At 31.4% G+C, this 15,080-nt stretch carries 9 protein-coding genes; 6 read left to right on the top strand and 3 right to left on the bottom strand.

Annotated features, from left to right (window positions below):
- Positions 1-239 precede the first annotated feature (239 nt).
- Positions 240-3,752: a methylmalonyl-CoA mutase family protein gene (locus ACWYN7_RS09665; RefSeq protein WP_462859715.1), complete on the bottom strand. Its 3,513-nt coding sequence runs from the start codon at positions 3,750-3,752 to the stop codon at positions 240-242.
- A gap of 151 nt (positions 3,753-3,903) precedes the next feature.
- Here ACWYN7_RS09665 and ACWYN7_RS09660 point away from each other — a divergent pair, with 151 nt between their 5' ends.
- Entirely contained in the window at positions 3,904-4,449 is a 546-nt protein-coding gene (locus ACWYN7_RS09660) for a DUF4136 domain-containing protein (RefSeq protein WP_462859714.1), read from the top strand.
- 75 nt (positions 4,450-4,524) lie between these two features.
- On the opposite strand, the gene ACWYN7_RS09655 is transcribed toward ACWYN7_RS09660, so the two are convergent.
- Entirely contained in the window at positions 4,525-5,544 is a 1,020-nt protein-coding gene (locus ACWYN7_RS09655) for a glutamine synthetase beta-grasp domain-containing protein (protein WP_397445538.1), read from the bottom strand.
- A gap of 168 nt (positions 5,545-5,712) precedes the next feature.
- Here ACWYN7_RS09655 and ACWYN7_RS09650 point away from each other — a divergent pair, with 168 nt between their 5' ends.
- From ACWYN7_RS09650 to ACWYN7_RS09630, 5 genes are all read left to right on the top strand, one after another.
- The gene (locus tag ACWYN7_RS09650) at positions 5,713-7,896 is read left to right on the top strand and encodes a glutamine synthetase III family protein (RefSeq protein WP_462859713.1); all 2,184 of its coding nucleotides are present in this window, start codon (positions 5,713-5,715) and stop codon (positions 7,894-7,896) included.
- Between the two features lie 102 nt (positions 7,897-7,998).
- Positions 7,999-9,180 (top strand): AIR synthase related protein, encoded by a 1,182-nt coding sequence (locus ACWYN7_RS09645; protein ID WP_462859712.1) that lies wholly within the window; start codon positions 7,999-8,001, stop codon positions 9,178-9,180.
- 9 nt (positions 9,181-9,189) lie between these two features.
- The gene (locus ACWYN7_RS09640) at positions 9,190-10,344 is read left to right on the top strand and encodes an adenylyltransferase/cytidyltransferase family protein (protein ID WP_462859711.1); all 1,155 of its coding nucleotides are present in this window, start codon (positions 9,190-9,192) and stop codon (positions 10,342-10,344) included.
- Between the two features lie 234 nt (positions 10,345-10,578).
- Positions 10,579-13,128, top strand: a complete 2,550-nt coding sequence (locus tag ACWYN7_RS09635; RefSeq protein ID WP_462859710.1) for an adenosylcobalamin-dependent ribonucleoside-diphosphate reductase — start codon at positions 10,579-10,581, stop codon at positions 13,126-13,128.
- A gap of 164 nt (positions 13,129-13,292) precedes the next feature.
- Positions 13,293-14,588: a GAF domain-containing sensor histidine kinase gene (locus ACWYN7_RS09630; protein WP_462859709.1), complete on the top strand. Its 1,296-nt coding sequence runs from the start codon at positions 13,293-13,295 to the stop codon at positions 14,586-14,588.
- Positions 14,589-14,602: 14 nt separating this feature from the next.
- Here ACWYN7_RS09630 and ACWYN7_RS09625 read toward each other — a convergent pair whose 3' ends face one another.
- On the bottom strand, positions 14,603-15,046 hold the full coding sequence (locus tag ACWYN7_RS09625) for a DUF6265 family protein (protein WP_462859708.1): 444 nt from the start codon (positions 15,044-15,046) through the stop codon (positions 14,603-14,605).
- Positions 15,047-15,080: the final 34 nt, after the last annotated feature.

Below are 15,080 nucleotides of genomic sequence, written 5' to 3'. Positions count from 1 at the left end.
TCAGTAATTTGATCTAAAGAACAAACTTTTGTGGCTTATACAAATTGATAAAACAAGTGTTTATTTAGAATAGCAGTTGTTTTGTGGAGACCTTTCAGGTTTTTAAAACCTGAAAGGTCTAATTTGATAAATTATTATGATTACACCAAAAATATACAAACTATTCAACTTGAGTTAGATAAAATTTCTATTGCTACTGTAATAAGCAATTCCTACAAAATCTATAAAGGCATTGCATTTTACATATTTCTACGATACTGCCCACCAACTTTAAACAAAGCTTCAGTAATTTGTCCTAAAGAACACACTTTTGTGGCTTCCATTAATTTATCAAATAAATTTTCGTTCTGAATAGCAGCTTCTTGTAAAATTTTCAATTGATGTTCAGCAACATTTTGATGTGTCTCATGGAGATTTTCTTTTGTTTTAATTTGATGTTGTTTTTCGGTTTCAGTAGCGCGAATTACTTCAGCAGGTAAAACTGTGGGAGAACCTTTAGAACTTAAAAACGTGTTTACACCAATAATTGGAAAATCTCCATTGTGTTTTAAGGTCTCATAATACAAACTTTCTTCCTGAATTTTAGAACGTTGATACATGGTTTCCATTGCACCTAAAACACCACCTCTTTCTGTAATTCTATCAAACTCTTCTAAAACTGCAGCTTCTACCAAATCTGTTAATTCTTCTATAATAAAAGCGCCTTGAATTGGGTTTTCGTTTTTAGCCAAACCTAATTCCTTATTGATGATTAATTGAATGGCCATGGCTCTTCTTACAGATTCTTCTGTCGGAGTTGTAATGGCTTCATCATAAGCATTTGTATGCAGAGAATTACAATTGTCATAAATGGCATACAAGGCTTGAAGTGTAGTTCTAATATCATTAAAATCGATTTCTTGAGCGTGTAAAGAACGTCCAGAAGTCTGAATATGATACTTTAGCATTTGTGCTCTTGGATTGGCTCCGTATTTGTTTTTCATCGCTTTTGCCCAAATTTTACGAGCAACTCTACCAATTACAGCGTATTCTGGATCAATTCCGTTTGAAAAGAAAAACGATAAGTTAGGACCAAATTTATTGATGTCCATTCCACGACTTAAATAATACTCCACATAGGTAAATCCGTTAGACAAGGTTAATGCCAATTGTGTAATCGGATTTGCACCAGCTTCAGCAATATGATATCCAGAAATAGAAACTGAATAAAAATTACGGACTTGCTTTTCGATAAAATATTCTTGAACATCGCCCATTAATCGCAACGCAAATTCAGTAGAAAAGATACAGGTATTTTGTGCTTGATCTTCTTTTAAAATATCAGCTTGTACAGTTCCTCTAACTTGCGCTAAAGTGTCTTTTTTTATCTTTTGATACACTTCTGATGGAAGCACCAAATCACCAGTTAAACCTAAAAGCAGTAATCCTAAACCATTATTTCCTTCTGGTAATTCACCTTGATATTTTGGTCTTTCTATGCCTTTATCATCATAAGTCTCCTTAAATTTTGCTTCAACATCAGCCTCAAGATGATGTTGTTTGATGTATTTTTCACAATTCTGATCTATGGCAGCATTCATAAAAAAACCTAACAACATTGGTGCTGGGCCATTAATAGTCATAGAAACCGAAGTCATATGATGCGTTAAATCGAAACCAGAATAGAGTTTTTTGGCATCATCTAAACAACAAATAGAAACACCTGCATTTCCAATTTTACCATAAATATCGGGTCTTACATCAGGATCATTCCCATACAAAGTAACCGAATCAAAAGCTGTAGATAAACGTTTGGCATCCATGCCTAAACTTACATAATGAAAACGTCTGTTGGTTCTTTCTGGGCCACCTTCGCCTGCAAACATTCTTGTAGGGTCTTCTCCTGTTCTTTTAAAAGGATACAAACCTGCTGTATATGGAAATTCTCCAGGCACGTTTTCTTGTAAATTCCAGCGTAACAAATCTCCCCAAGCTTGGTACTTAGGCAAACTAACCTTTGGTATTTTTGAGTGTGACAGTGACTCGCTTTGGGTTTCAATTTTTATTTCTTTATCACGAACTTTAAACGTATAAACTGGATTTTTATACTTGTTTACTTTTTCTTGCCAGTTTAAAATGATTTCCCAATTGTAAGGATCTAAGTCTAGTTTTACTTTTTCGAATTGAGCTAATAGTAGTTTGATGAATTCTTTTTCATCAGTATTAATATGTTCTAAAATTGCATCTTCATCCAATCCAGTTTTAATAATTTCTACGGATGAATTTGTGATAGATACTATAGTTTGATAAATCCCATATAATTTTTGAGCAACAATTACTTGTTCATCTACTTTTTTGTCATAATCCCTATTATCATCAGCAATTTCTGATAAATAACGCACTCTTTTTGGCGGAATTACAAAGATCTTTTCAGACATTGCTGAGGTAATTTCCATAGTTGATTGTAAATCAGCGCCAGTTTTTTCAACTAATTTGTCCATAATACTTTTGTACAAAGTATTCATTCCAGGATCATTAAATTGCGATGCAATTGTACCGTAAACTGGTAAATCCTCTTGATTGATATGCCACAAATTATTGTTACGCATATATTGCTTTTTTACATCTCTTACAGCATCTAAAGCACCTCTTTTGTCAAATTTATTGATGGCAACCAAATCAGCAAAGTCAAGCATATCAATTTTTTCCAATTGTGTTGCTGCACCAAATTCTGGAGTCATTACATATAACGAAGTATCAGAATGTTCAATGATTTCTGTATCAGATTGTCCAATTCCTGAAGTTTCTAAAATAATTAGGTCAAACTCAGCTGCTTTTAAAACTTCTATGGCTTCATTTACATGTTTAGATAATGCTAAATTAGATTGACGAGTAGCCAAAGAACGCATATAAACACGAGAATTGTTAATTGCGTTCATTCTGATTCTATCTCCTAAAAGAGCGCCACTAGTTTTTCTTTTTGATGGATCAACAGAAATAATTCCGATTGTTTTTTTAGGAAAATCAATTAAAAAACGACGCACTAATTCATCTACTAAAGATGATTTTCCAGCACCACCAGTTCCTGTAATTCCCAAAACTGGGGTAGAATCCCCTTTTAATTTCCCTAAAGGGGAAAAAATATTTGCAAAATCTGAGTGATTATTTTCTGCAAGCGAAATTAACCTTGCAATTGTATTAACACCTTTATTTTTTAGATTTTCTAAAACTTTCTCACTTCCTAATTCTAGCAACCAACTACCATCTTCATTACAAACTTTCCCATTTTTTTTTGCGTAAGATTGGAGATCCTTCGCTTTGGGAAGGTTAGGAAGGGCTTGTTCACTTTTCTGCACCAAATCATTAATCATACCTTGTAAACCTAGCTCTCTTCCATCATCAGGAGAATAGATACGAGTTATTCCATAATCCATTAATTCCTTAATTTCTTCAGGAAGAATTACTCCACCTCCACCACCAAAAATTTTGATATGTCCAGCACCCTTTTCTTGCAACAAATCATACATATATTTAAAATATTCATTATGCCCTCCTTGATAAGATGTCATAGCAATTGCATTTACATCTTCTTGAATAGCACAATTCACAACTTCTTCTACAGATCTATCATGACCTAAATGAATTACTTCAACTCCTGTAGATTGAATAATTCTTCGCATAATGTTTATAGCAGCATCATGACCATCAAAAAGAGAAGCTGCAGTTACTATACGTACTTTATGTTTAGGTTTATAAGGAGGTATTTGTTTCATTCGTAATAAATGTTTATTTTTTATGTTGCAATTTAAGGAATTTTCAAAATAAAGTTTAATTTTATGAATATTTAATTAAATTATTGTGTTTTGTTACTGTGCATCATTAATTTGGCACATTTTTTGATAAATTATTGTTAAATTTAATATTATGAAAACTGTAAAATTATTATCATTATTTCTTCTAGTAGGTTTATATTCTTGTAATACAGTAAAGGTGGTTACTGATTATGATACGAAAGTAGATTTTAATCAATATAAAACCTTTGCATTTTATAAAACGGGAATTGATAAAGCTGAAATTTCTAGTTTAGATAAAAAAAGAGTTTTACGCGCAATTGAATCTGAATTGTTAGCTCAAGGTTTTACAAAATCTGAAAATCCGGATATGTTAGTGAGTATCTTTACAAAATCGAGACGTAAGGTAAATGTCAATCAGAATAATACTTTTGGTTACGGTTTTGGTTGGGGATGGAATCCTTACATGTGGAATGGAATGAACAACAATTTAAATATAAATGAGTATACAGAAGGTACTTTGTTTATCGATTTTATAGACAAAGAAAAGAAAGAATTAGTTTGGCAAGGTATTGGAACTGGTGCTCTAAAACTAGATAATGTAGAGAAAAAGGAAGAGCGCATTAAGCTTTTTGTAAAAGAAATTATTTCAAGATTTCCACCAGGAAAAGAAAAATAAAATATAGATAATACTCTTATATAAAAAACGCCAACAAATTAATGTTGGCGTTTTTTATATTATAAAAATGTAAGATTATTTAACTGGTTTAACCGTTTTAATAATTCTTGCAGCAATTTTATATGGATCTGCGTTAGAAGCTGGTCTTCTATCTTCTAACCAACCTTTATAACCTTTTTCTACAGCAATAATTGGAATACGAATAGACGCTCCTCTATCTGAAACTCCCCAAGAGAAATCAGTAATTGCAGCAGTTTCGTGTAAACCTGTTAAACGTTGATCGTTAAACTCACCATAAACAGCAATATGCTCGTCTACAACTGGTCTAAACGCTTCACAAATTTCAGCATATTTCTCTGCAGAACCACATTCTCTTAAAATAGAGTTAGAGAAGTTAGCGTGCATACCAGAACCATTCCAGTCCATATCTTTACCTAATGGTTTTGGATGATAATCTATATAGTAACCGTATTTTTCAGTTAATCTGTCTAATAAATAACGTGCAATCCAAATTTCATCTCCAGCTTTTTTAGCTCCTTTTGCAAACAATTGGAATTCCCACTGTCCAGATGCAACTTCTTGATTAATACCTTCAAAGTTTAAACCAGCATCAATACATAAATCTGCATGCTCTTCTACTAAGTCTCTACCATGTGTATTTCTACCACCTACAGAACAGTAATACATTCCTTGTGGAGCAGGATAACCACCTACAGGGAAACCTAAAGGTAATTGAGTAGCTTTATCCATAATGAAGTATTCTTGCTCAAAACCAAACCAGAAATCATTATCATCATCATCAATAGTAGCTCTACCATTAGAAACGTGAGGAGTACCATCTGCATTTAAAACCTCTGTCATTACTAAGTAACCATTAATTCTTGCAGGATCTGGATAAATCGCAACTGGTTTTAATAAACAGTCAGAAGAACCTCCTGATGCTTGTTTTGTTGATGAGCCATCAAAAGACCACATACCTAATTCTTCAACAGTTCCTTTAAAATCTTCATGCTCTTCTACTTTGGTCTTACTTCTCATGTTTTGAGTAGGATAATACCCATCTAACCAAATGTATTCTAATTTAATTTTTGCCATAATTATTTATTGTTGTGTGATGTTAATGATACAAAAATGGCTTTTTTTGTATTGATATCAAAAAAAAAGGGGGGTAAAAATTGAAAATGCAATAAAAATAATTTTATCCCTATTTTTTATAGGGTATATTTGTTTAAAAAATAAAAATTACCCTTTAAAAATCATATTATGTCAACAATTAGATTTTCTGCTTTACAAGAAATATTGAATAGAACTGCTAAAAAAGTGCAAGAAAATGAAAAAAGATCAGTTTTGTTTGGCAAAAATGTATTCAATAAACATGCTATGCAACAGTATCTTACTCGAGCTGCGTATGAAAGTGTAATGAATGCCATAGAAAAAGGCACTAGAATAGATCGTAAAATTGCAGATCAGGTTGCTGTGAGTATGAAAGATTGGGCTATTTCTAAGGGTGCTACACATTATACACATTGGTTTCAGCCATTAACTGGTGCAACTGCAGAAAAACACGATGCTTTTTTTGAGTCTATTAATGGTAGTTTGGCAATGGAAAAGTTTGATGGAGAGCAACTTGTGCAACAAGAACCAGATGCATCAAGTTTTCCTAATGGAGGAATAAGAAATACCTTTGAAGCTAGAGGTTATACAGCTTGGGATCCAACATCACCAGCATTTATTTACGAAACAACTTTGTGCATACCTACTATATTTGTGTCTTATACAGGTGAAGCTTTAGACAATAAAACACCATTATTAAGAGCCTTACAAGCCATAGATACTCACGCAACTGCTGTTTGTAAATATTTTGATAAAAATGCAACTAAAGTAAATGCCACTTTGGGGTGGGAACAAGAATATTTTTTAATAGACGAAGCGTTAGCACATTCAAGACAAGATATTTTAATGACAGGTAGAACACTTTTGGGGCATATACCCGCAAAAGGTCAGCAATTAGATGATCATTATTTTGGAAGCATACCAACAAGAGCCATGAGTTTTATGCAAGATTTAGAGCAAGAATGTATGCTGTTGGGTATTCCTGTAAAAACAAGACATAATGAAGTTGCACCCAATCAGTTTGAATTGGCACCCATTTTTGAAGAAGCAAATTTAGCAGTAGACCATAATTCTTTGTTGATGGATGTAATGCAAAAAGTTTCTAGACGTCATCATTTTAAAGTGCTTTTTCATGAAAAACCATTTGTTGGTATTAACGGATCAGGAAAACACAATAATTGGTCATTATCGACCCCAGATGGAACTAATTTGTTGAGTCCAGGGAAAACACCAATGAAAAATTTACAATTCTTAACTTTTTTTGTAAACACTATAAAAGCGGTGCAAGAAAACGAAGAATTGTTAAGAGCTTCGATTGCTTCTGCTAGTAACGATCATAGGTTAGGAGCCAATGAAGCACCACCTGCAATTATATCAGTATTTATTGGTAGTCAGTTGTCTAGAGTTTTAGACGAATTAGAAAATGTGACCAAAGGAAAATTATCGCCCCAAGAAAAAACAGATTTAAAACTGAATATTATAGGTAAAATTCCGGTAATTTTATTAGACAATACAGATAGAAATAGAACATCACCTTTTGCATTTACAGGCAATAAATTTGAGTTTAGAGCAGTAGGGTCATCAGCCAATTGTGCTAAACCAATGACAATTTTAAATACAATTGTTGCCAAACAATTAAAAGAATTTAAGTTAGAAGTGGATGCTTTAATTGAAGGTAAAAATTTAAAAAAGGATGAAGCTGTTTTTAATGTTTTAAGAGAATATATTAAAGCTTCTAAAAACATTCGTTTTGAGGGAGATGGTTATGGAGAAGCTTGGGAAAAAGAAGCCCAAAAAAGAAAACTGAGCAATAATAAAACGACTCCAGAAGCATTGCAAGTAAAAATTTCTAAGAAAACAATTGACTTGTTTAAAGAAATGAATGTAATGAGCCAAGTAGAGTTAGAAGCAAGGTACGAAATTAGCTTGCAAGAATATACCAAACGTTTGCAAATAGAAAGTAGAGTTTTAGGAGATATTGCAAGGAATCATATTGTGCCAACAGCTATTAATTATCAGAATACATTATTAGAAAACACTAAGAATTTAAAAGAAATTTTTGGTGATGCGTATAAAGATATTGCAAAAGAACAGATAGAATTAATCATGGTAATTTCTAATCATATTACAGAAATAAACGCTTTAACCATTAAAATGATAGACCAAAGAAGAAAAGCAAATAAATTACAAGGATTAAAATCTGCACAAGCTTATTGCAATAAAGTAAAGCCATTTTTTGATGATATTAGATATCATTGTGATAAATTAGAAACCATGGTAGATGATAATTTATGGCCATTAACAAAATATAGAGAGTTGTTGTTTACCAGATAAAATTATAGTACCAAAAAGCTAAAATTTAAGCAGATATAATTTCATTTAATTTTAGTTGTTTTTTATTCAAAAGGTTAAATTTGCAATTCACAATACAATAATATGAGTCAAGAAGTTTCTAAAAGATACGCACAAAGAGGTGTTTCTGCATCAAAAGAAGATGTGCACAATGCAATTAAGAATATAGACAAAGGTTTGTTTCCGAAAGCATTTTGTAAAATAGTACCAGATTATTTAACAAATGACGATGATTATTGTTTAATAATGCATGCAGATGGTGCAGGTACAAAATCTTCTTTGGCTTACATGTATTGGAAAGAAACAGGAGATATTTCTGTTTGGAAAGGCATAGCGCAAGATGCGTTAATTATGAATATAGACGATTTGTTATGTGTTGGCGCAACAGATAATATCATGTTATCATCAACCATTGGTCGTAACAAAAGTAAAATTCCTGGCGAAGTTTTATCAGCAATTATTAACGGTACAGAAGGGCTAATCGAAGATTTAAAAAAATTCGGAGTTACCATTCATTCTACAGGAGGAGAAACAGCAGATGTTGGTGATTTGGTGCGTACAATTATTGTAGATTCAACAGTAACTGCAAGAATGAAACGTTCTGATGTAATTGATAACGCAAACATAAAAGCAGGTGATGTTATTGTTGGTTTAGAATCTTTTGGACAAGCATCTTACGAAACCGAATATAATGGAGGTATGGGTTCTAATGGCTTAACTTCTGCAAGACACGATGTATTTCATAAGTATTTAGCAGATAAATATCCAGAAAGTTTTGATGCTGCTGTACCAGAAGAATTGGTATATTCAGGAGATACTAAATTAACTGATGAAGTAAAAGATTCTCCTATTGATGCTGGTAAATTAGTGTTATCACCAACAAGAACGTATGCACCAATTATCAAAGAAATTTTATCCCATTTTTCTTCGGATAAAGTGCATGGAATGATTCATTGTTCTGGAGGTGCACAAACCAAAATTTTACATTTTGTTGATAATTTGCATATTGTAAAAGATGATATGTTTCCAATTCCGCCATTGTTTAAATTAATACAAGAACAGTCTAAAACAGATTGGAAAGAAATGTATCAAGTATTTAATTGTGGTCATAGAATGGAAATTTATGTGTCTCCAGAAATTGCAGAAGACATTATTTCTATTTCCAAATCTTTTAATGTTGATGCTAAAATAGTAGGTAGAGTAGAAGCATCAGAAAAAAAGAAGTTAACTATTAAAAGCGAGTTTGGTATATTTGACTATAATTAAAAAAAATAAATGGGAAAAAAGGTATTTGTTTCAGGATGTTTTGATATGTTACATAGTGGTCATGTTGCTTTTTTTAAGCAGGCAGCTTCTTATGGTGACTTATATGTAGGTATTGGTTCTGATGCTACAGTATACGATTTAAAAGGCAGAAAAACTATAAATTCTGAAAGAGAAAGAATTTATATGATTAACGCCATAAAGTATGTTACAAAATCCTTTGTAAATTCTGGCTCTGGAATTTTAGATTTTAAAGAAGATCTAATAAAATTAAAACCAGATTACTTTATTGTAAATGAAGATGGTTATACGTCAGAAAAAGAAACTTTATGCAAAGAATTAGGTATAGAACTCCATGTTTTAAAAAGAATACCAGATGCAGAATTACCAGAAAGATCTACAACAGCAATTCGTTCTGCAGATAATTGTTCTTTACCTTATAGAATAGATTTAGCAGGTACTTGGATAGACCAACCTTATGTATCAAAATATGCTCCAGGTTGGGCAATAACATTATCTTTAGAACCAATTTTTGAGTATAATGAAAGATGTGGTATGTCTACGTCTACAAGAAATGCTGCAAAGAAAATTTGGCCATATTATTTGCCAATTGATAAGCCAGAAAAATTAGCAGAAATTTTATTTAAGTTTGAAAATACTCCAGGTTCAGAAATTATTTCAGGAGCACAAGATGCAATAGGTATTTGTATGCCAGGTCTTGTAAGACATTATTATAACAATGCATATTGGCCAGAAAAATTTGAATCTGTACACGAAGAAGAAGCACTTTCTTGGTTAGAGAAACATTTAAGTATGGTTACTTTGTGGCCACGAGAAAAAGGTTTAGATCTTTTAGAGGAAACTTATATTAATGAAGAAAATGTTAAGGAATTAACAGTTGCATCAGAAGAAGTTTGGGAAGCTATTAAAGAGAAAGATTTTAAGAGATTTTCTAAAGGTTTTTTAAGATCTTTTAATGCTCAAACTAAAATGTTTCCTAAAATGGTGAATAATAGAATTGAAAAAGAGATTGAAAAATATAGTGATAAAGCATCTGCTTGGAAATTAGCAGGAGCTGGTGGAGCTGGATATTTAATTCTTGTTTCTAATGAACCAATTGAAGGAACAATGAAAATTAGAATTAGAAGAAAAGAAGCACAGTTGTAACTTTTTTTCATAAAAGATTATTAAAAGAGATTAGTATTTAAAAACTAATCTCTTTTTTGTTATTTAAAAAAAAATAATTTATTTGTTAACTTTTTTCTGTTGATAAGTTTTTAATTACCTATTAGACAGGTGTTTAAAATATTTTATTGGAAACTATATGATAATTATCATCTTTTAAGTTTCGTTTTTTAAGGAATTTTATTTCTTCTAAATAAACTTAATCTACCAAAAATAATGAAATCTAAAACTGTGCTTTCTCAAACAAAAACGTATTCAAGAGAAGAAGCTTTACAAGCTGCAAAAACATATTTTAAAGGCGATGAATTAGCAGCCTCTGTATGGTTAAATAAATATGCGTTAAAAGATTCTTTGAACAATATCTACGAGAAATCACCAGATGAAATGCATCAAAGAATTGCATCAGAAATTGCAAGAATAGAGCAGAAATATAAAAACCCGTTAACCGAACAAGAAATTTTTGATGTCATTAAAAACTTTAAATACATTGTTCCTCAAGGAAGTCCTATGGCCGGAATTGGGAATCCGTTTCAAATAGCATCTTTGTCTAATTGTTTTGTAATTGGTAATAATGGCGAGTCAGATTCTTATGGCGGAATTCTAAAAATAGACCAAGAACAAGTGCAGTTAATGAAACGTAGAGGTGGTGTTGGGCACGATTTATCTCACATTCGTCCAAAAGGTTCTCCTGTTAAAAATTCTGCGTTAACTTCCACAGGAATTGTGCCTTTTATGGAGCGTTACTCAAACTCAACCAGAGAAGTTGCACAAGATGGTAGAAGAGGTGCTTTAATGCTGTCGGTTTCTATCAATCATCCAGATGCAGAAGATTTTATCGATGCTAAATTAGAACAAGGAAAAGTTACTGGAGCCAATGTTTCTGTAAGAATAGATGATGCTTTTATGAAAGCTGTTAAAGCCGATGAAAAGTACACGCAAAAATATCCAACATTTAGTAAAAACCCTGTGTATACAAAGGAGATAGAAGCTACTAAAATTTGGAAAAAAATTGTACACAATGCTTGGAAATCCGCAGAACCCGGAATTTTATTTTGGGATACCATCATTAACGAATCTGTGCCAGATTGCTATGCAGATTTAGGATACAAAACAGTTTCTACAAATCCTTGTGGAGAAATTCCTTTATGTCCTTATGATTCTTGTCGTTTGTTGGCAATTAACTTATTTTCTTACGTAGAAAATCCGTTTACAGAAAAGGCAGAATTCAATTTTAAATTATTTAAAAAACATATTGTTGTTGCTCAAAGAATGATGGATGATATCATTGATTTAGAGTTAGAAAAAATTGATGGAATTTTAGCAAAGATTGATGCAGATCCTGAAGAAGATACTGTAAAAGCCACAGAAAAAAATCTGTGGTTAAACATCAGACAAAAAGCTTATGAGGGTAGAAGAACAGGAATTGGAATTACTGCAGAAGGAGATATGTTAGCGGCTTTAGGAATTCGTTATGGAAGTGAAAAAGGCAATGCATTTTCTACCAAAGTTCATAAAACGTTGGCAGTAGAAACCTACAGAGCTTCTGTAAATTTAGCCAAAGAAAGAGGTGCTTTTTCAATTTTTGATGCAGCTAGAGAAAAAGAAAATCCGTTTATTTTGCGCTTAAAAGAAGCCGATAGCAAATTGTACTACGAAATGCTAGAACATGGTCGTAGAAATATTGCTTTGCTAACCATCGCTCCAACAGGAACAACAAGTTTAATGACGCAAACATCCTCTGGAATAGAACCAGTTTTTATGCCAGTCTATAAACGTAGAAAAAAAGTAAATCCTAATGACAAAGATGTTCGCGTTGATTTTGTGGATGAAGTTGGCGATTCTTGGGAAGAATATGTAGTTTTTCATCATCGATTTAAACAATGGATGGAAGTAAATAACATAGATTCTTCTAAAAACTTTACGCAAGAAGAATTAAACGAGCTTGTTAAAAAATCGCCATATTACAAAGCCACATCAAACGATATCAATTGGTTAAGTAAAGTAACCATGCAAGGCGCCATTCAAAAATGGGTAGATCATTCCATTAGTGTAACTGTAAATTTACCTAATAATGTTACAGAAGATTTGGTGGGCGAATTGTATTTAAAAGCCTGGCAAGTTGGTTGTAAAGGAGTTACTGTGTATAGAGATGGTTCTAGAGCTGGCGTTTTAATTTCTACGGATGATAAAACCGAAGACAAAACAATTAATGCAGGTTTTCCTAAAAAAAGACCTGTAGAATTAGAGGCAGATGTGGTTCGTTTTCAAAATCAAAAAGAAAAATGGATTGCTTTTGTAGGTATTTTTGATCACAAACCTTATGAAATTTTTACGGGTTTGGTAGATGATGAAGACGGAATTTTAATTCCACGTTCTGTAGAAAAAGGAGTAATTATTAAAAACAGAGACGAAAATGGTGCTTCTCGTTACGATTTTCAGTACAAAAATAAAAGAGGTTATAAAACCACTATAGAAGGTTTGTCTCATAAGTTTAATCCAGAATTTTGGAATTATGCAAAGCTAATTTCGGGTACTTTACGTCATGGAATGCCAATTGATAAAGTTGTCGATTTAATTAATAGTTTGCAACTAGACACAGCTTCTATCAACACTTGGAAAAACGGTGTGCAAAGAGCTTTAAAACGTTATGTAGAAGATGGTACAAAAGCAAAAGGACAAACCTGTGATAATTGTAATTCTACAGATTTAATTTATCAAGAAGGATGTTTAACTTGTCAAGAATGTGGTTCTTCAAAGTGTGGATAAACGTTGATTTGTAATAAACAAAGCTTCAGATAGATAAAATATTTGGAGTTTTTTAATTCAATAGGATTTTTAGAGTATATTCTGTAATTTTAACTCAATAATTTTTTTTATTATTGTATTTATACAAAGTGTGTATGTTACACTTTTCAAAAAAATAAAACTTTATGGATAAAAAAGGGGCAAATGAAATAGAAAATAATGATGAGAAGAATCAAATTATTCAACGTCAATTACGCTTTCAAGATCTATTAATTAGTATTTCAACCAAATATATTAATTCAGATTTATCGAATATAGATGAGCTTGTAAGTACATCTTTAAAACAAATAGGAGAGTTTGTACAAGCAGATAGAAGTTATATTTTTTCTTACGATTTTGTAAATAACACCACAAGTAATACGTATGAATGGTGTGCAAACGGAATTGAGCCAGAAATAGAAAATTTACAAAATATTCCTTTAAAATATATACCTCATTGGTTAGAAGCACATAGAAAAGGTGAGGCTTTTTATGTAGAAGATGTTAGTAAGTTGCCAAAAGATGGCGAGTTAGGTTTACGAGCTATTTTAGAGCCTCAAGGCATACAAAGTCTAATAGTGATACCTAAAATAAAAAACAATGAATTAATTGGTTTTGTAGGTTTCGATTCTGTTAGAAAAATAAATAAATATGCAGAAAATGAAAAAGATATACTTTTTGTTTATGCAAATATGCTGGTAAATGTAATTCAAAGAAAAGAGCACGAAGAGCTTATAAAAGAACAAGAAAAGAAAAAAGAAGAACTATTAAAAAATCTATCTCATCAAAACGAAGAATTAAACAAATATGCGCATGCAGTTTCTCACGATTTAAAAGCCCCTTTAATTAATGTACAAACTTTAATTGATTGGTTTATAGAAGATCATAAAGATAATTTACCAGAAGATTTTTCTCAACTTTTAAACGAAATCTCTTTAAATGTAGAGAAAATGAATCTTTTAATTAAAGGAATTTTAGACTATTCAACCATAGATCGATTAGAAAACGAAGACAGAGATATCGATTTTAATTCTATGTTAGATGAAGTTGTAAAAAGTCTTATAATTCCAGAACATATCAATATTAAAATACAAGATAAATTGCCAATTTTATATGGTAATGTTTGGAGGTTTAAACAGCTTTTTATCAATTTGTTAGATAATGCAATTAAATTCAGTAACCAAGAAAAAGGACTTATCGAAGTTGGTGTAACTGATAAAAATGAATACTATGAGTTTTTTGTAAAAGACAATGGAATTGGGATTCATTCTGATTATTTTGATAGAATTTTCAACGTATTTACCAAATTAGAAAGTACCAGTTTGTCTTCTGGTGTTGGCTTATCTATAGTTAAAAAAATAGTGAATTATTACAAGGGTAAAATTTGGATAGAAAGTGAAGTTGATTCAGGAACAACTTTTTATTTTACAATTTTAAAGTAGTAATATTTGCATGTTTAGAAAGAATTTTTTGTAGCTTCAAAAATAAAATCAATTCTAAAATCATCATCAGAAACAGAAGCTTTTAATTGCTTATTGTCTAGTATATATTTTATTTTTTTCGGGAACTCATTATCAGGATTTTCACAAACAAAAGATGTATCTGTTTGATTTGTAAACTTAAATAAAGTTGGTTTTTCGTTAACGCCTTTAACCTCTAAATACAAAGTGTCTTTAATAGAAATAATACTTAAAATCTCTTGAAAAGACCGTTTTTTATCTTTTATGGTATATCCCATACCTACCAAATTTGTATTCCACATTTCGTAAGTTTGGCTGCCAGGTTTGTCATTCAATCGTTTCCATTCGCCAATTAAAAAAGTAGGTTTTTGTGTTTTGTTGATATTGCTATTGCAAGAAAATATCAATAAAAATGCGCATAAAATAAAAAGCTTTTTCATAAAAATAGAATGGTTTTTTCCAAATATACCTATA

The sequence above is a fragment of the Polaribacter sp. M10 genome (assembly GCF_054968445.1).
Note: the sequence above shows the minus strand (reverse complement) of the source record. Positions and strands in the feature narration are given on the sequence as shown.